Below are 17,983 nucleotides of genomic sequence, written 5' to 3' on the forward strand. Positions count from 1 at the left end.
TTGTCGGAAAATACCGATCCCAGGGCCATCAGCGAGACGACGTTTCCAGTTGCACCAATTTTTGTGGTAGTCGATGCGGCGCCGGAATCGTGTTTTCAGGCGGGGGGGGTGTGCGGTCATTACGGCGCGGGGCTCCAAAGAGGGTCAGCTGCGCGGTCCGCACAAATCCCCGCAGGCTGCCGAATGTTTGATCGACGGCCGTCGGCTCGTGCCCGCAATGCACCATGCAGTCCTGGCAATTTGAGTTACCGCTTTGAATGCCGTAGTTGTCCCACTCGGTGGTCTCCAGCAATTCCTGAAACGTCTCGGTATAACCTTCTTGCAACAGGTAACACGGTTTTTGCCAGCCGAAAACGTTGTACGTCGGATTGCCCCACGGTGTGCAAGTGAGGTCCCAATCCCCTTTGAGAAATTCCAAGAACAACGGCGATTGGTTGAACTGCCAGCGGCGATCGGGATTGTCCAACAAACGGCGAAAGATGTTCTTAGTCGTTTCCCGTTTGAGAAAGTGATCCTGGTCGGGGGCTTTTTCATAACTGTAGCCGGGAGAAATCATCATCCCCTCGACGCCTAGGTCGGTCATCGCATCGAAGAACGCGCGGTAGCGGACCGGGTCGGCATTATCGAACAGCGTCGTGTTGGTCGTGACGCGAAAGCCTTGTTCGATCGCCGCTTTGACTCCGGCGATCGCGACGTCATACACTCCATCGCGACAGACCGCTTCGTCATGCTCCTCGCGCAAGCCATCGACATGCACGGAGAAGCTGAGATATTTCGAGGGCTTGAATCGGTGCAGATGTTTTTCCAGCAAAATGGCGTTCGTGCAAAGGTAGACATATTTCTTGCGAGCGACGATGCCTTCGACGATTTCATGAATCTGCGGATGCAACAGCGGCTCCCCGCCGGGAATCGAGACGATCGGCGCATCGCATTCATCGACAGCAGCCAGGGCTTTGTCGACCGGCATATTCTGTTTAAGGATATCCGTGGGGTATTGGATTTTCCCGCAGCCGGCGCAAGCGAGATTGCAGCGGAAGAGCGGTTCCAGCATCAATACAATGGGATACCGTCGCACACCGCGTATTTTTTTACCCAATACGTAAGACGCAACGGTCCACATCTGCGAAATGGGAACACCCATTCACGCCTCCTTGCATGATCAAATGTTTTCGGCGGATACGGTGCAGAGCATGAAATCCGGTCCGGCGGTTTTGGGATGTCTTGTTGTCTTAGAGGGTATTATCACGTTTGGGGCTGCCTGTCAGCCTTAAAACGCTCGAAATACACCTTGTCGCGGAATGACGCCCGTTCCTCGAGGAACACCACTGAGCGACTTTACGTATCGGAATTGTTGCGGTACTCTCTGCGACGGTACGATTAGGCATCCCGAACCGGGCAGAGGAGTGGCTGCATGAAACGGGCGGCATGGGAACTGACACGCGAGAATTTTCTCTCGCTGCCGGAGATTGAACAGTTGAATCGCTATCTCGACGATCAAATCGTCGATGCGACCGGCAAAGCGCTGAACACGGCGGTCCTGGACCGGGTGATTATCACGGGCCTGCTTTATTCCGGATTGCGCAACAGCGAGTTCTGTCGTTTGACCGTCCGGGACGCGCGACTGGGACCGGGCGAAGCTGTGTTGGACGTCGTTGGCACGCCCCGGCAAGACCGCAAGGTGTATATCCCGCAATTTATCAGTCGCCGCATTCAAGAATACATCGCTGAGATCCGGCCGGCGTTGTTGAAAGGAGAAGTCGCTGCCAACGATGCCTCACAACCGTTGATCATCAACGAACGCGGACGGCCTTATGAACGGACTGGTCTGTACCGCCGTGTGGTACGCATTCTGACGGCGGCCGGACTAGGGGCCAAAGCGAGCGTGCAGGTGCTGCGACATACGTACGGCTATTTGGGCTATTTAAAAACCGACGGAAACCTATTGTTTCTACAACGGCAAATGGGCCATGCGCATCCGATGGTGACGAGCATCTATGCGCAGTTCGTCGAGGAGAGCAACGCCGCACTGGCCGAACGCTTGGCCGAGGGAATCGCGGGCAACGACACGACTTGACCGACAGACGCCATGCCTTTGCCAATTCCCGTCACCGTTCTACATGCCGCCGGAGCGGGCCGGTTTGGTCCCGTCTCCGCTCAAATTCCCCGAGTCAGATTTCCGGGATTTGATCCCCAACGTCTGCAGGCTGAGTTCGATCTTGTTCAGATAATCGTTGAGCCCGGAGACGTTTTTGGGAAGGACAATCATCACACAGACGATGTCCTCTCCGGATTCGTGGAAGTAGACGGAAAATTCCATCGACAAATCATCGACCAACCGTTCGGGCACAACGGACCGTTCGAGGTAGGCCACTTTGGGAACAAAACCGTCCTGGCTATCTTGTGGATAAGTCGATTCGTGAAGTGACCCACCACTGAGGTCTGTATCCAGTTCACGATTCAGTATATCCAGTACGAGTGTGCGGAAACCCGAATCGTCGGCGTCGGGGTTCATTGGTCCTAGACTACTGAGTACGTACATATAGGCCGTGGAACTTTGCGTATCGCCTCCCACGACAGCAGTCACTGGCAACTTCCAAGCGGCAATCATGCCGGGGAGTTCTTCAAGAAAAAACGGCGGCTGGCGATCGTCCAACTCGGGGACAATCATTTCTCCATCCGGCCCTTCGATTGCTTCGGGTGCAGCGATGCGGTCAAATCCGGCGAGCGGGCGTATCTGAATCCCTGTGGCCTCGTCGTGAAAAATTCCCTGTAGATTTTGGTTCAGCTTTTCTTTGTGCCGAAACATCGTCGATGTCGCTGCGAGACGTTCTTCATACTTGGCGGAGCCGCATCCCGCGTAGCCCAGGGCCGCCAACATCAAAAACAGCAGACAGCTTCGGCGAGAATGAGTCATGAGCGTTTGGCAATCAATAGAAAGTCATTGTCTACGAAATATCGAATCAGCAGTGGCTGGCCATTCCGACCATCGTTGCCGGGTGGCTAGTGCAACCGTTAAGCCCCTGATCGTACCACAACGCAAAGCAGAAAGGCAAAGCCTTTCCGGCGGCAAACCGATATGTGCCTCCCAAGCCTGACCCATTGGCGCCGGTCGACTGACTGACCAACCAATCTAAACGCTCGGTCGATTTTTGTGTCCCGCCCGCCCAACAAGAAATTCGGACTGCAGCAATAATTATACCGCAGTTCGATTTGCTTCGCCCAATACCGTGAGCTACGGTTGAATTGACGGATGAAGTCAACAGTCAGGCCCCTCGCTATGGAGCTCGTGGAGGATTGTCATGGATGGTCATTTAATCCAACGCGTTGCACCCTCGGTTCGGTTTCAAACAGCGGTTGGAAAACCTGTTCGAGGGACCATGTAGCGCGGCAACCGTGCTTTACGCACGTCGGGGCCTATCATGTCGCCTTGGTCGAATCTGCTTGATGGTTTTCACTTTCCCATTCGTCCCCCCTCCCCTTCCAGGCAGCTCAAACGGCCGAAGAACTCGCTGGGGCTGGAACCACTCGAAGAACGAGTCGTAATGTCCGCGACCTTGTTCAGTGACACCTTCGATTCGACCGAGTTTGATGCTGCGAACTGGTCGGCGGTTCAAAATGCGACGATTGACGATGTCGGTCGCGACGAACCCTCAGCCCCCTACGCTGCACGCATCAACGGCGCCGCTGGCACGGGCGATGTGCTGGAATCGGTCGCCCTCGATCTCTCTAACGAATCAAACGTGACGCTCACCTATCGCTTCCAGCGCGGTGGCGGAGGAAACGTTGTCGAAACGGGTAACGATCTCGTGCTGCAATATCGCAATGCGGCGGGAGATTGGGTCGACATGGATCGCAAGCTCGGCAGCGGCAGCCATATGCAGGAATTCGGGCATATGACGGTCGCGTTGCCGACCGATGCGTTGCATGCCAATTTTCAATTCCGCTTCATGATGACCGGTGGAAGCACGGCGATCGATACCGATGACTGGTTCGTCGACGACGTTGAGGTGCGGTCGCTGGATGCTACAGAAGGGGAACTGTTCACAGCCAGTCAGACTCAGACAAACAACCTCTTTTTTCCCAACGTTTTGACGTTTGATTTCAGTGATCTGCCGGCTCCCAACGGCGATGCGACCCTGACTATTCGAGCCAATGGTGACCTGAACTTCTTTTTAGAAAACCTTGTCTTGCGCGCCGAGGGTCAATATGTCGACCAATTGTTCCTGGCCGATGGGGTAGACCACGACGAATCGACCGCGACGATCATTCTGCCGCAATCATTGTTGGAATCCTTGGCGGCCGATGGGACGATCAGTTTCACCGTCACCCCGTCCGCATTGGTGAACAATAGCGGTCCGACCAGCTTGACGTTGGAATTGAGCTACGAGCAAGTGCCTGTGGTCACCGATACCGATCCCCCGGTGGTTGAATCGGTAGAACTCAGCGACGATGGTCAATCGTTTGTCGTGCAAATGAATGATGACGATCTCGACGCAATCGCCGCCGAGAATGCCGCCAATTACACAATCCTGCAGGCCAATGGCGATGCCAACGGCGACGGAGATCCATTCAACGATGGGGATGAGACGGAAGTCGCCATCGCATCCGTGCAATACAATGCCGAGACGGACCAAATCGTCGTGAATGCGTTGGATCAACTATACAACGACAATTTCCGCTTGATCATCGACGGTGATGGTACGGCGAGCGATGGTGCCGGTGGTGTGACCGATCTTGCCGGCAACCATCTTGCCAATGGCGATCATTTTGCCGACTTCGATCGCACGGTGGATGTGGAAACCGACACGCCAACGATCCAGGATCTGAAGGATGCTACGGATCAACTCAACTTGCCTCGCAGGTTGCAATTCCGGCTCTCTTGCACGCTGAAAATCGCTTTGAGGTTATCCGAACACGGCAGCGGCCATACCAAAGCGGTAACGTTCTTGCTGACCAAATACATCCGCCAATTGGATTGGGCCGAGGCGCGGGGACACATCAGCGAAGCGGACCACGCGGCGCTGGTGGGTCAAACCCACAAAGTGATCGATGGGCTAGAGGAGAATCCGCCGCCGAAACCCCACAATCATGGCCACCACCACTGCCACCGCCGCTGGACTTGGTCGCATCATCGTTGGGGACGGCATCGCCGCTGTTAATCGCTTCGTCGGCATTGCGCTAAGCGGAGGACTTACCGTCCAGCAGCGACCAGTGCAACGAACATCAAACTCAACAAAAAAATCCCATGGTTTCCGGCAAAGGAAACCATGGGATCCTATTTTCACAGCACCCGCATTCAAACGGGAACAGCTATTAGTTATTCCGTGGCACTGTCGTCTTGGACCAACTGACCGCCACGGGTTCCGTCCGGCGTAACCAGACGAACGTAAACACGCTGGTCGATGGTATCGTTGAGAGCTTTCACACGACCATCAGCCCAACACACCACGACAATACCGGGGTGTCCTGAACTGGGGGCGAAGCTGGCTCCCGGCAAGATTCCTTCATTCGCATCGTTCAACTGCGAACCCGTCCAGTCCTCGGCACTACCAGGCATGTCGAGCAATCCGCGACCGGCGGCACCAAAGTTTTGCGGAATGCTGCTACCATCCACGTTGGCGTTGACGGCAAAAGCCATATTGGCAAAGCGGGGGCTGGACCAATCGCCATCAGAACCGGCGTTCATATTTTCCGTAATGAGGATTGTGTTTTGCAGACCGTCACCGCGCGATACCCGGTCGATCGTCATCTTGATCAAATTGTTCGGACGGAAGAAGACTCCCGTTCTGAAAGCAGTCGTCTGGTCGATCGAGTCGAAGGCTGCGTCGCCGTTCCAGTCAACGTTATTCGAGAAAGCCGGATCATGACCGTAGGTCGGGTCAGTCACACCGTCACGAAGTCCCACACTGGATCCGGTGCCGGGATACGCTGAACCGTCTTCCCCAGAACCAGGACCAACTCCACCAGCCAGCGAGAACGCGCCGATACCGCCATTGACGACATACGACAAACCACCCGGGGCGCTGGAATTGTTCAAGTCATCCGGACAGGTGAAAATGGTCAACTGTGCCGTACCTGGATCGGTCGTCAACACACCACCTGGGGAGTCATAGAAACTTTGAAAGTTGTCCGCGATCGGGCGTTGATCAACGTATCCCAACAGGGCGTACGTCCAGGCGACATCCCGCTCCACATCGGCGGATCCGTCGTTGTACGACAAGGTGCTGTGCAGATCCGGGAAGGCTCCGTTACGGCCATTGGCAAAGTTGTGCATCGCCAAGCCCAAGTTTTTCAGGCGGTTGATGCATTGTGTCCGGCGGGCTGCTTCACGAGCGTTTTGAACGGCCGGGCTGATCAAGGCGACCAGCATGGCAATGATCGCAATTACCACAAGTAATTCGATCAATGTAAAACCTTTGCGGCATTTTGCTACATTTCGTTGGCTACTTCGTTTCATGTGAACTTCTCCGTTTGAATGAACTGGTGGTGTGTGAAGTTGAGTCCCGTTTGGCCCGCCCGAATTAGCTAGCGAAGCCGTTTCTGTTTCGAATCACTCGATGTTTTACGTCTCTTGAACCGATTGCGATTTTCTGGTCGCGTTTGTCGTAACGTCCTTAATTTTCAAGGACTTGGACATTCATGCGGGTTTAGAAATCGACAATGGATCGTCCCGCACATTGGTACACAATAGCTGCTGGCAGTCGAGAGAAATCCCCTCGATGAGCTGCTATTCTCAGTTGAAACTCGACAATAGGCACGCCCCTTCCATTATTGCCATGATGCTGTAGCCTGTCATAGTCTAAAAACGCGTAATTTTCGAGTTATTCACAATGCAATTGTCATACCAGACGCAGAATTCCTAAAAACTTGGGATTCCACTACTCAATCGTCCGTCGGTATTTCACAAATTTCCGGAAATCGAACCGACCACGCGATCCTGAAGTCCCTGGTGAATACGCGTCATTTCCCAGCGGATCGGAAACGTCAACTACAAAAAATCCGCGATGTCCGGTTGAAGTCGTCGTTCCGCTAATTTGAGGCTGCCCAGGAGTCGGTTCAACCACCTCGAAAAAACCGACTTCTACAAACACGATATAGACGTGACTGCGTGTCGTGGCATGATTGGCAACCTTGGAGAGCAAGCGGTGTCGCATGTAATAATCCGTAGAGGGGCTGGCGCTGCCGTCGTGCTGAGCTCTGGAGCCCACTTCGAACAAACGTCGCCCGGTTTGGTCAACACCGAAGTCATCACCGGGCAGTGACCGCAACAATGTGTCATTGATTGCCAGGCCGTCCCCAGCACCTAATTGTGCAAAATCACGGAACGGCCGCGATCCGGCCAGCCCCGGCAGATATTCACCTGTAACCGGGTCACGCCCATTAGGGGCAACAGGCGTACCATCGGGCAACAGCACGGCGTCACGAGCGGCCAGGAACTCTCTCCACCAATCGCGTTGTCCGGGAATAACCGTGCTCGTACTATCTGTCGGATCCAGAGAGAGCAAATCGAGGCCATGCACACGCGGGCCGTCGATCATGGCGCCCAGTGGTCCCATGTGCCGAATCGTGTTCAGGTTGATTTTTCCCGGCACACGCCCCGGATCGCCGAGCAACTCGTGCATCCGCGTGGGAACTTCAACAAACTCAAACAACCGGTACCAACGATTGTCGCCGACAACCGGCGCGTTGCTGGGGTTGTTGTCCAATTCGGGGAAGAGGAATTTTTCTTGTGCGATACGCCGCCGCGTACCGGCTGGGTCGCCCAATCCTGTGGGGTTGAAGCCCAAACGCAGTGGCAAGGTCATCGGCTGCGCAAGTTTTTGAATCACTTGGTCCGGACCGTACAACGGCACCGACAGCAATTCCATGGCCGATGAATAATAGCGATCAAAATGCGGCTGCCACATTTGGAAGTTCGCGGGGGAGACCGAATTCATGGCGAGTCCGACCGAGTTGTAGCGGTTGTTCGGCGACGGCGCTGCGGTTGTGTTGGTGGGGAGCGGATTATCCTGAGCGAATGGCTCGACCCGTTCGCTGCTCTTCAACGTTTCCAATCGACCGGGGATCTGCGGAGCGGTGTCGCCTTGTTCCAGTCCGAATAGCTTGAACTCAACGACGATGCGGTCCACTTCGATCCATTTGTTTCGGGAATCGTCCGGATTGGGATTCGGACCGGTGTCCTGCAAACCGGTGGAGGGATCCAAATTTTGGCGACGTTCTAAAACCAGCTCAAACTGGCTGATGTTTAGCGTGCCCAGAGAGGTCATCTGTGGGTTGAGAAAATCGCCGCGGAAATTCGGATCGGGTGTCGCCGGGTTCGGCGCCTCCCAAGCCAAGCTAAACCGGCCGTCGTCGTGGGAGCTGTGTGAAGTATCGAGATTGGAGAGCGGTCCGGGAAACATCGCTGGGTCGGCGACTGCAGTGGCATTGCCAATCCCAGTATCCGCGACGTTCGGACAGATCAAATCGTAATCACCATCTTGATCGAAATCGACGCGAAAATCGGCCGGGTGCTGATCGAGTTGGTTGGGGATGGGGAACGGGTTATCGCCGTCATTGATGGCGATCGTATACTGCCCACCCGCCGAAACGGTTCCCGCGCCGGACCCAAAAATCATGGCGTTTTCATTCGTCGCCCCTACATCGATCACACCGTTGTCGAGACTGCCTTCATCATTTCGGCGAATCCGCCAAGTCCCGTCATTCAAGTCGACCTGATGCGGGCTGGCATTTCGCAGTTCGATGTGCAGGGAATAGTGATCCTTGTTCAACTCGTCATGCAGCGTGGCGGTATGGTTGGACAGAATCTGTGGCTGCCGGATGCCCAAAACCTCGCTGAACGTCAATTGCTGGGCTTCGACGCCATAGACCTGCAGGCCGGCCCCTGGGCTCCAGCCATCGGAAAGATCGCCGTCGTATTCAAATCTTGTGATGACGTTATCCGCATCCATGCTGTCCACGTAGTTCACAGCAAACTGCGCCATCTCTTCTAACTGCTCGGCAGAATACTGAGGTGGACCGGCAGTGACATCGAAATCGGTTCCGCCGCCCAACGTGTACAGCAAAACATAAATATCCCGAGCAAGACGCTGCCGGTCGTAACGTGCCCACCATTCTTGGGCCACTCCGTCTGCTGGGTAGGTACCAAAGGGATACGGCAGCGCTGCATTGTAGTCGCCGCTGGAGATATTACTTTGTGTCATCGGTGCCAGGTTCTGATGCACCATTGGTTGAATCTGCGCGCCACCCGCGGTGGGGTTGGTCGGATGCGGCGTCAAATCTCGATAGATCGGTGTGCCATCGGTATCGAACCCAACCAAGATCTGGTTCAAGCTCAACCGGCCTTGCCGCCAATCGTCGCGGGAGCTGGGATCGGTGTTTGCTGGGTCCGGGATCTCAATCGTCAGCAGCCGCCGCACCTCGGGACGAAAAGGATCCAACGGGCTAGCGGTGCCCTCTTCATGGCGCGATGGGGGGACTGGCGTCCCGAAAGGATCTCCGAATTGCGGTGGAAACCTGTTGAAGTCGACGGTCACATCGTCGTTGAATTCCCAAGGCCGAGCCACTGCCGGTGCTGCCGTCGGGTCGCCGATTGCCCGGCCGAAACGTCGCATATCCCAGCTTGACGTGGTAAATTGCTTACGCAAGTCGGCATTGACTGTTGCCCCTAATGTGATTGGCAGCAGTTCTTTCAATCGTGAATTCACCAAATTGGCATCTGGGTCGTTGTCGCTCTTATGCAACCCCGCCATCTCCTCCACCGAAAATGCGGCGTCGCGACTGGCCAGTCCTAGGATGTCTTCATTTCCCGGCAACACAAACATCTCGTCCGCTTCGTCCCGTTGGAAGGTGGCGGGTGCCATGTTGGGCGCCGTCCAGATTGCTAAGTTTGCAAAAATGTCTTCGTAGCTAATTGCAGCGGGGTTAATCGCGTAGTCGTTGTACTGCAGCCAGCGGAACGGGTCGGCAATACCTGTGGGGCGAACCGGCTGTGTGCCGAAACCGCTGGAGATGTCGATCGTCAGCCCCCCGCCGGAGATGTCCAGCGGCTGCGCCAGCGTGAACGGATTGTACGGATCGTTGGATGCGACTTGATTCTCGTCGCCGTCATCATCGGCCCCGGGGGTCCCCGGCTGCGGGTACAAATTAGGGTTGGGATTCGGTGGAACATTCAGCAGCACGCCGTTGCTCGGGTCGTTTAACAAATCGATGTCGCCGTAACGTCCCGCCAACGCCGAATCAAAAACATACGTGCCAGGGGTCGGCTCGGTATATGTCGCGCTACCGTGCAGTAACTTAAAGGTCTCCATGTTGGCCAACGCTTCGCGGTCAATGGCCGCCGGGTTGATGCCGAACATCGCCCGGTCCGAATTCCACGCCGGGTTGGTGTCCGCAACGGTCAGGGGGTCCGCTGAGAACGCATAGTGCAGGCTCAATTCCGAAGGGGACAATCCTTGGTTGGACTGATTGAAGCGAACACCTGTCGTCGGATCGAAATCCCCCGACATAATAAATCGCGTCCCCGTCGTGTTACCCGCCACATTCACGTTCAACAAACCATCCGCATCCAGTACCGTCACGGCGAACATCGTTTTGAAGAGCTTGCCGTCGCACTCTTGTAATGGAAATCCTAAATCCATCCAGACCGCTTCTTTGACCCCATCGCCATCCGGATCCGCGTCATATTCAATTGTTCCGGCGCCGGTCCAGACTCCTTCGTTCAGATTAAAAATATTTGTAGCATTGTTTGTAAACTGAAACGGTTCGACAATGACCCCATCCGGTTTGGTGAATTGAGATGTCAGATACCGCGAGTACGGGGTCCCTGCACTATCCATCGATTGATGATTCACATGCGGGCGAAATACGCGACGGCTGAAGTCGATGGTGTTCGCTGTGTCCCAGTCCGTGATCGGTGCTCCGCCGTCGCGCAGATACTGCGGGTTATGAAACGAAGGTTTCAACACTTGTGTGCCATCAGGTGTGGTACCCAGGTAGGCCAAAAACGGTGCGTTGATGTCCGGTGACGTATAACCGGCATCCAATGTCGGCGGCGGGTTCGACAAACTCGATACGTCGAAGGGGGTTCCCCCATTGGTTACGGCCGAATAATTTGTCTCCAGCAACGACTGATCCGCATCGGCTACGCCGTCGCGGTCCTGATCGACGGCGGGGTTGCCATTGATGTCGGTGATCAGATGGATCCCTTCGCCGTTGTACGCGTGCAAGTCGTTGCCCAGCACATGCCCCAATATCGAGTGCCGTGTCACTTTGAACCGGTTGCGATTGTCGAACACATACAGAGCGCTCTCGCTTTCCGTATCGAGATTGCCGACTGAGATGTCGAAATCGCCGTCGTCGTCGAAATTCGCGCCGACAATCAATTGCCGCAAGGCCCAGTCCCACAACACGTCAGGATCGACGCCGCAACGGTTGTCAACCTTGGCCGCATCGGAGTAGTGCTGCGCGGCGTTTTGTTCGGTGTTGGCGAATAGGAAAAAGAAGATTCCCAAGACCCACAACAGGGCCATCAGCCACAGCACGGCAATCAACACCGATCCGCCACGGTCGGCAGCGATTTGCGGCATACGTCGGCCGCTCAAAATGCCCCGGCGGCCGGTTGGGTTGTTCGCGAGTTTGGATCGCATCGAATCACTCCTGCGTTTGCTGTAACGTCCGCAGACCTGAATTGGCCCGGCTTGATTGACTGCTGTACTTCTTATTACGCGTTTTGCCGCGTCGGTTTGCCCTGGACTGCAATTATTTTGTTCGTGCGGTGTTAATTACTGTCGCGATCGGCGAACGAATGCACGATCGTCAAGTCCCGCATCTGATTGCTGGTCGTGTCGAGATAACGAATCGTGATTTTGATCGCGCGGAGAGCGACGTCATCTGTACCGATCCACCCCAGTTCCCCGGCATCGTCATCGACGCCATCTGAGTTGTCATCGAAATTAACTACACCGGGTGCTAAATCTGGCCCCGCTGTCATAACGGCATAAGGGGATCCTAGATCTCCGATGAGTGTCGCATCCCGGTGCCAAGTGTCGTAGCGGTTGCCGTAATCATCGGTGCCCGGCCAACCCCGCTCGCCATCGTCGTCCACTCCATTGATGCCGTCGTCGTCCGTCCCGGCTTCACCGGGGGCGCCGTCGGCTCCCACGTTTCGATTATTCGCCCGGTTGAAATCTCCACCCGGTATCGAATGGCCGAGATTGACGAAGTCTCCCACGGCGGGGTCATAGACCTGCACATCAAACGAGTGCACATTGCTCAGCACAATGTCCTCCGACCGCCGTGTGCCGTTAGCAAGGTCCCACGGCGCCGTTCCCGCCACTGTTGCGGTCCCGTCGGTCACGATCCCGCGAGCGGCATCGTAGTTCAGTGCGGTCAGACGATCCATGTGCGGATTTCCCGCAGCGACATCCTGCCCGGGATAGAGAAAGTTCGGATTCGAAGTCTCTTCGTGGGTGAAGCGACCAATGAAATTCGTTTCGGCGACATCCGTGAATTCCCGGGGCATCCCCGATTCGGCAACTTGGAAGTCGCCCCAAAAACCAAACCGGTACTTGGGCATGCCCAATGAAATAGCGGCGCCCGTTTGGTTATTCAATGCGTTTTGATCCAGCATCACCATGGCGGGTGTGACTGCGTCATTGTCGAAAAATGCCGAATAATCGAAGTCGTTCCAGAAGGTGTTCGTCCCGCCATAGTTCACGCTGTTCAAATCCGGGTGGTCCGGCGATGAGGAAGGAGCGAACTGTTGACGAACCAATAACATTCGCCGGTACAGGTTTCCATGCCGCAGGAAGTACACCACCTCCGCAAATTGGGAGGCGCCGCGACTGTTTTCGTTTTCGAGGGCAATCTCTAACGTACCGGCCCCCCCGTTCCAGGTCAGGTTCCCGTCGTCCGCTTCCGGCTGATTGAGTTCTGTGGCAGCATCGCCATTGGGAATGAACAGCGCCCTGCCGACAAATGGGGGAATATCAGTATCGGCCCAAATCTGGGAACCGTGCGCCTGCATCGTGAATTGCAGTACGTCGTCGGTATCGTTATTGGGATCATTTTCTGCCAGGTAAAAGTATCCCTCTTGCAAACCATCTACCGGTTCCCAGGCAATGCCAGACATGTTGTCATCGAGAATGGGGACGATTCCGTCAGTACCCACCAACGCGCGATAAGTCATTCGTGACAAGTCGCTGGCGAGTGTTGTTTGTAACCGTCGAGCGCGTTGGTCGTTTTCAGCAATCCCACGTTGGGTGCTGAGAGCACCGGTCGCCGTGGCAAAGATTTGCGCGAACAGCGTCATCAACAACAAGACCAACGCCACCGCCACAAGCAATTCGACGAGCGTAAAACCACGTCGCGGTTGCGTGACGGCTCGGGGTGTGCGGGAGATCGGATTCATGATTTGTTTGACTTTATAAGTGTTCAAAATGCAACTCGCGAGAGAGGCACGTTTCGGCCATTCCATCTAGGGAGAGGCCACGCGGTATCAAAACTCGGCCGATTTACGAGCAATCGGATAGACATCCACGATACCGGGCAAAAAGACGCCCAATCCCTGTTCCGCCGCGTCCTCGCTGAACACGCTGTTCGTTTCAGCTCCGCGGTCCAGGTCGAGTCGTGCGCTGGTGTCGCCGGTGCTGGTGATCTTCAAAATGCGATACCACCGTGCCCCTTCGGGATCAAATATAAACTTCCCTTCCTTGAGGAATGGTTCAGGATTCGTGCCCCAATCCAGCGAAACAGTAGCGACTCCCCGTTGGAAACCCGGTGCCAGCAATGGATAAGCGCTTTCCGCCAATGCATCGGCCCCAGTCGGGGGATCGGACATCGGGTCGCCGTTTTCTGGTGTGCGGTTGAAAAAGACGACCACTTCAATTAGCGCGTTTTCGCTTAATAGGTCATCCGACCCGGGCCAGCCTAATTCCCCGACGTCATCAATCACGGTGTCACTATTATCATCTACACCCGCGACGCCCGGTTGTTTATCCGGGCCAGGATGGTCTGAAGGGGTGCCGCGCCGCACTGTCAGTAACCATGAGTAATGCCGTTCCTGCGCCTGCAACCAAGCGGTTGCGGGGGTGAAACCGTTTGGCAACGGGTCGTTCCAGGTCAGGACACTGTTGGCGATATTCGTAATGCCGGTTAACACCCGCGTGTGGCTTCGATCGCCCGTCGCATCGAAAAAGATGGCGCGGTACACCGGGACACCCAGAACCGTCCCATCGTAGTCCGCCGTCAGACCGATCGCCGCAGCAGCGCCGGGAAATTCGATCGACGGAGTCGCCGGGAGATAATTGGCGGGAATGGAACTGGTTTCATCCAGCAGCGTGTCCCAACTATCAGGCTGCGTTACAAAATTGACTGCTCTCGAAGGGTTGGGTGGAGGGCCCAAGTCGGGAATGATTGTGCCCGTGGCGATTGAGCCGGGAAAACGCTCTAAAACTCCCGGATCTCCTGACGCACCGGGAACCCCACCAAAGGGGACAGGTGATGCGCCCGTGGCGGGCACTGCCGCTCCGGAGAGCGTGGTCAGCACATCGAACCCGAACGGATCGACAATATAATTTGTGTTTGCGTGTTCAGCGACATCTGCGTCCCCATCGGGATTAAAAGCAAGAGCCGGAAACGCATCGATCATTTCTTCCGCGTTGTACCGTACCATCGTTGCCGAGGTCAGTTGTGTCGCTTCGATGGTTCGCAGGATTGAGAGCGGAAACAAGACCGCTACACTCACCAGGCCAACGCCCACGACCAATAGGGACATCAAGACCTCGACCAACGTCACACCGCCACGAAGGGTGGAGGGCGAAGTTGCCGAGCGGATGGGTCGGTTCGTACGTCTATTCATCGTCCGGCCACCTCTCCAGATTCCGCAAAGTTGTAGTACGCCGGCGGATTCGTTTTATCCACCGGTGCTGCCGCGATATTGCCTGTATTGGTATAAATCGAAGTGATGATATTCTCCCCTTCGGCCAATTCCGGCGCGCGATTGACCAAGGTATCTTCGATCTCGGCCAACATCAGATGAATCTTCCCCGCCGCTGCCAGCGGCCCAGTCACAACGCCCTGCGGGGAAAACATGATGTCGATCTGTCGTTGAATGATGAATTCGCTGGAAGCCGGCAAATCGGCGACCTTCACCCAGCCCCCGGGAATGGGGTCGGTCGTGTCCGGAACGGTTTGTTGTTCTAACCAGGCAGCCGGAACTTGGCTGTAAGAAAGGTCGATCACATTCCCGTTGGGCATCTCTAACGGCTCTTGATTTGCCAGCGGACCGTTCCCCATTTCAAGTTTGTATTCGGACAAAACAGTGGATAAGCCCGGGCTTGATGCATGGGGAGTGATCCTGCCTGACGGAGCAGCCGTGGTGAACGTTTCAGATGAAATGAGTATGAGTTGGTCGGGGTTGGCATCGCCCGTACCAGTTTCCGTGGTATTGACGATGTAGATTTGTTCGGTCCCCGCAACGGTGACTTTGATTCGTGTTATGTCAGGGAGCAGGCCACGGTTACGTAGCTCTTCCCAAGTGGGCTCGGCATTGATGTGATTAATGTATCGTAAGACCCCTGTGCCGGTCGGAGCCTCTTCAAATTGAATCTGCCCTTCTTCGAAGTCATCCAACTGCTCGATGAAAACCATGCTGCTGATCGTCTGGCTGGCGGTTCCGGTTGAGTCGAGCGGATCGCGTACGAGCCGCACGCCGATTGGTTTTTTGGCGCGGGCGGCTTTGGCCATGGCGCCTTGCATGGCGGATTGCATTTGCCGGGCGGCGCCGCGGATGCGGTCGCTGTTGGCGGTGGCGTAGATCGCCGTCACCGTAACCGCCGCCAAGATGGCGATGATCGCAATCACGATCAGCATTTCAACCAGCGTAAACCCGCCGCGGCGGTCGCCGTTGTTGGTCTGATATTTGTTACGCATAGTTTGATCTACCTTAGTCTCAAACAGCTTGTCGCCAACGCGACGGATTAGTTGCCGGCGGCGGAGTTATTCAAATTGCTAATGTTGTCGTACAGGTTTTCAAAATTCGCGGGATCGATAGCGTTGCCGGGCGTCTGTTCATAATTTGCCAGGTTCCCAAAATTCGACGTATCGGTCGGTTCATACAAACCGAGAACTCCATCTTCGCCAACAGAGATCACCAACGGCACGTTGTAGGTGCTCGGTGTCAAGTAGGCGCTTTCAAACTGGTCCGGATCATTCGAAGCGGCCATCGCATCGTACGGGTCGTTGGCGTCTTTGACCGCATTCGCCGCCGTCAGTGAAGGGATGATCACCTGGGCATTGGCCAGCTGAGCGGCGGTTATGGTCGCACCTGCACCATCTGGCCGAACCAGCCGTGTCGGCCAGCGATAAAACCGGAAGGGATTTCCCCAACCGTCGACGAATTCCAACAGTCCGTCGCCATCGATGTCAGAGGTGTCGGAGCTATTGAATTCATCCGCTTGGACCTGCCCCACGCCGGAGATAACTTTGCGTCGACCCCTGCCGGGAATCGGCCCCTCGGTGAGAATGTAGTACAGCACCTCCGCACTTTCGGTGGCGGGGGTGAATGTGTTCGATCCGTATTTGCTCGTGATTTCGGTAACTAATTCCGGGAACAGAGTGTCAAACTCGGCCCAAGTCTGCGGAAAGGCTTCCAGCATGGCGATTTTGCGGGCGACGACTTTCTTCTCGTTGCTACGTTGGAAGCCATCGTTTTCCGCCAGGAGTTCATATTGCTCATAGTCCAATTCGGCGAGCGTCTGGATGCGGTCCTTGATGCGTCCGTTGATCTTGGTCAAGGTCGCCGACGTGGCAGCGGTCCGTGCATTGCCCATCACGGCGCCGATCACTCCGATCGCCAGCGCAGCTAAGAGTGAAATAATCACCAGCACGACCAACAGCTCAATGAGCGTGAATCCGCGCCGTCGCTTATGAGGAATATCGCTTGTCATGAGTCCCGATTGCTCCCAGGGTCTCGTTACGAAAAGTACACTTACGGTCGTAGCTCGGCCGGTGCAAAATTGGTGATGTTGTCGCGGTCATTTACGTCAATATGTCCGGCAGTGCCGTCGTGAGCGGTGTCGTCGATTTCGTAAGACCCACCGGCTCCGTAACTGGTGTCAAATCCCGGCGAGATGATTTGAAAGGTCTTCTCCTTGTAGTAACTGCGTGCCGAATCCCCCTGCTTATACGCGCGGGGCAACAACACGGCGGGCAGAGGCGGCGACAAGGCGGCGAACTCATTATCATCGTGAGCGCGGTAGTTGTCATTGTGGATGTAGTAGTAGGGTGTTGTTTGTCCAGCCAACGTATCCACGTATTCGGGAATCCCCAGCACGCCCAATCCATCCAAGCCCTCGTCAGCACTGGCGTTTTGGTTGTCCTGAACTCGCGAAGCGGAAAACTCTAGGAATGGTCCCTCGCGGGATTCACCTGTTCCCAAAAACGGTGCGGCGGGATTTTTAGAAAAACCAAGTAGTCGCGGCGGACTCGAGCCTGGTTCAATCACCCCACCCAGGAAGAACATCAAACATTCAGCGCCGTTCAACACATACGGTCCCGTTCTGGCTCCGTTGTCCCAATCGACCGTGCCGGTGAAAGCAAACTGTGGCCACATCGTTTTGATCTGCGTCACGCTTTTAATGCGAATGCTGTCCCGAACCGGGTCGGCATCGGCGACAAGATAGTCGGCCAAATCTTCATAGAGCACAAACCGACTGGGGGGTTCGACGCCGTACGAAGTTTTAAAAGCAGTGATCGAATTTTCCAGCTGCGAGATTTCCTGTCGCACTTGAGCAATACGCGCGTTTTGCATAACGCCCATCACCACCGGCACCAAGAGTCCGACGAGGATGGCGATGATCACAATCACAATCAACAATTCAATAAGCGTAAAGCCGCGGCGAGCCTGTTGCGGCGAATTCCGTCGGCGAAGGGGATAGTGCATGACGTTCTGGCTCCAAGCTAGTGCTGGATAAGGCTGATG

At 55.5% G+C, this 17,983-nt stretch carries 11 protein-coding genes; 2 read left to right on the forward strand and 9 right to left on the reverse strand.

The window, feature by feature from the left end:
* Positions 1 to 28: 28 nt before the first annotated feature.
* Positions 29 to 1,141 (reverse strand): adenosyl-hopene transferase HpnH, encoded by a 1,113-nt coding sequence (hpnH, locus tag CA54_RS14650; RefSeq protein ID WP_146371479.1) that lies wholly within the window; start codon positions 1,139 to 1,141, stop codon positions 29 to 31.
* A 270-nt stretch (positions 1,142 to 1,411) separates the two neighbouring features.
* On the opposite strand from hpnH, the gene CA54_RS14655 reads away from it, so the two are divergent.
* Positions 1,412 to 2,074, forward strand: coding sequence for a tyrosine-type recombinase/integrase (locus CA54_RS14655; RefSeq protein ID WP_146371481.1), 663 nt, complete (start codon positions 1,412 to 1,414; stop codon positions 2,072 to 2,074).
* A gap of 39 nt (positions 2,075 to 2,113) precedes the next feature.
* On the opposite strand, the gene CA54_RS14660 is transcribed toward CA54_RS14655, so the two are convergent.
* On the reverse strand, positions 2,114 to 2,914 hold the full coding sequence (locus tag CA54_RS14660) for a hypothetical protein (RefSeq protein WP_146371483.1): 801 nt from the start codon (positions 2,912 to 2,914) through the stop codon (positions 2,114 to 2,116).
* Positions 2,915 to 3,542: 628 nt separating this feature from the next.
* Between CA54_RS14660 and CA54_RS14665 the strand changes: the two genes are divergently transcribed.
* A complete protein-coding gene (locus CA54_RS14665; RefSeq protein ID WP_146371484.1) occupies positions 3,543 to 5,159 on the forward strand; it encodes a hypothetical protein in 1,617 nt (538 codons plus the stop codon).
* Positions 5,160 to 5,317: 158 nt separating this feature from the next.
* On the opposite strand, the gene CA54_RS14670 is transcribed toward CA54_RS14665, so the two are convergent.
* The 7 genes from CA54_RS14670 to CA54_RS30105 all read right to left on the reverse strand — a co-directional run bounded on the left by CA54_RS14670 (position 5,318) and on the right by CA54_RS30105 (position 17,944).
* Positions 5,318 to 6,457, reverse strand: a complete 1,140-nt coding sequence (locus CA54_RS14670) for a DUF1559 family PulG-like putative transporter (RefSeq protein WP_146371486.1) — start codon at positions 6,455 to 6,457, stop codon at positions 5,318 to 5,320.
* Positions 6,458 to 6,878: 421 nt separating this feature from the next.
* A complete protein-coding gene (locus CA54_RS14675) occupies positions 6,879 to 11,648 on the reverse strand; it encodes a hypothetical protein (RefSeq protein ID WP_146371488.1) in 4,770 nt (1,589 codons plus the stop codon).
* Between the two features lie 131 nt (positions 11,649 to 11,779).
* Positions 11,780 to 13,411: a prepilin-type N-terminal cleavage/methylation domain-containing protein gene (locus tag CA54_RS14680; protein WP_146371490.1), complete on the reverse strand. Its 1,632-nt coding sequence runs from the start codon at positions 13,409 to 13,411 to the stop codon at positions 11,780 to 11,782.
* Between the two features lie 87 nt (positions 13,412 to 13,498).
* Positions 13,499 to 14,860, reverse strand: a complete 1,362-nt coding sequence (locus CA54_RS14685; protein ID WP_146371493.1) for a hypothetical protein — start codon at positions 14,858 to 14,860, stop codon at positions 13,499 to 13,501.
* Entirely contained in the window at positions 14,857 to 15,933 is a 1,077-nt protein-coding gene (locus tag CA54_RS14690; protein ID WP_146371494.1) for a prepilin-type N-terminal cleavage/methylation domain-containing protein, read from the reverse strand. Before CA54_RS14690 ends, CA54_RS14685 begins: the two co-directional genes overlap by 4 nt.
* Before the next feature lie 47 nt (positions 15,934 to 15,980).
* Positions 15,981 to 16,949, reverse strand: a complete 969-nt coding sequence (locus CA54_RS29370; RefSeq protein WP_197532470.1) for a type II secretion system protein — start codon at positions 16,947 to 16,949, stop codon at positions 15,981 to 15,983.
* 41 nt (positions 16,950 to 16,990) lie between these two features.
* Positions 16,991 to 17,944: a type II secretion system protein gene (locus tag CA54_RS30105; protein ID WP_146371496.1), complete on the reverse strand. Its 954-nt coding sequence runs from the start codon at positions 17,942 to 17,944 to the stop codon at positions 16,991 to 16,993.
* Positions 17,945 to 17,983: the final 39 nt, after the last annotated feature.

Origin of the sequence: Symmachiella macrocystis, from assembly GCF_007860075.1 — a bacterium.
GTDB lineage: Bacteria > Planctomycetota > Planctomycetia > Planctomycetales > Planctomycetaceae > Symmachiella > Symmachiella macrocystis.

What these genes read in the sequence shown, in the direction of transcription:
- hpnH (WP_146371479.1), bottom strand. Translation starts at nt 1,141, where the DNA reads ATGGGTGTTCCCATTTCGCAGATGTGGACCGTTGCGTCTTACGTATTG.
- CA54_RS14655 (WP_146371481.1), top strand. Translation starts at nt 1,412, where the DNA reads ATGAAACGGGCGGCATGGGAACTGACACGCGAGAATTTTCTCTCGCTG.
- CA54_RS14660 (WP_146371483.1), bottom strand. Translation starts at nt 2,914, where the DNA reads ATGACTCATTCTCGCCGAAGCTGTCTGCTGTTTTTGATGTTGGCGGCC.
- CA54_RS14665 (WP_146371484.1), top strand. Translation starts at nt 3,543, where the DNA reads ATGTCCGCGACCTTGTTCAGTGACACCTTCGATTCGACCGAGTTTGAT.
- CA54_RS14670 (WP_146371486.1), bottom strand. Translation starts at nt 6,457, where the DNA reads ATGAAACGAAGTAGCCAACGAAATGTAGCAAAATGCCGCAAAGGTTTT.
- CA54_RS14675 (WP_146371488.1), bottom strand. Translation starts at nt 11,648, where the DNA reads ATGCGATCCAAACTCGCGAACAACCCAACCGGCCGCCGGGGCATTTTG.
- CA54_RS14680 (WP_146371490.1), bottom strand. Translation starts at nt 13,411, where the DNA reads ATGAATCCGATCTCCCGCACACCCCGAGCCGTCACGCAACCGCGACGT.
- CA54_RS14685 (WP_146371493.1), bottom strand. Translation starts at nt 14,860, where the DNA reads ATGAATAGACGTACGAACCGACCCATCCGCTCGGCAACTTCGCCCTCC.
- CA54_RS14690 (WP_146371494.1), bottom strand. Translation starts at nt 15,933, where the DNA reads ATGCGTAACAAATATCAGACCAACAACGGCGACCGCCGCGGCGGGTTT.
- CA54_RS29370 (WP_197532470.1), bottom strand. Translation starts at nt 16,949, where the DNA reads ATGACAAGCGATATTCCTCATAAGCGACGGCGCGGATTCACGCTCATT.
- CA54_RS30105 (WP_146371496.1), bottom strand. Translation starts at nt 17,944, where the DNA reads ATGCACTATCCCCTTCGCCGACGGAATTCGCCGCAACAGGCTCGCCGC.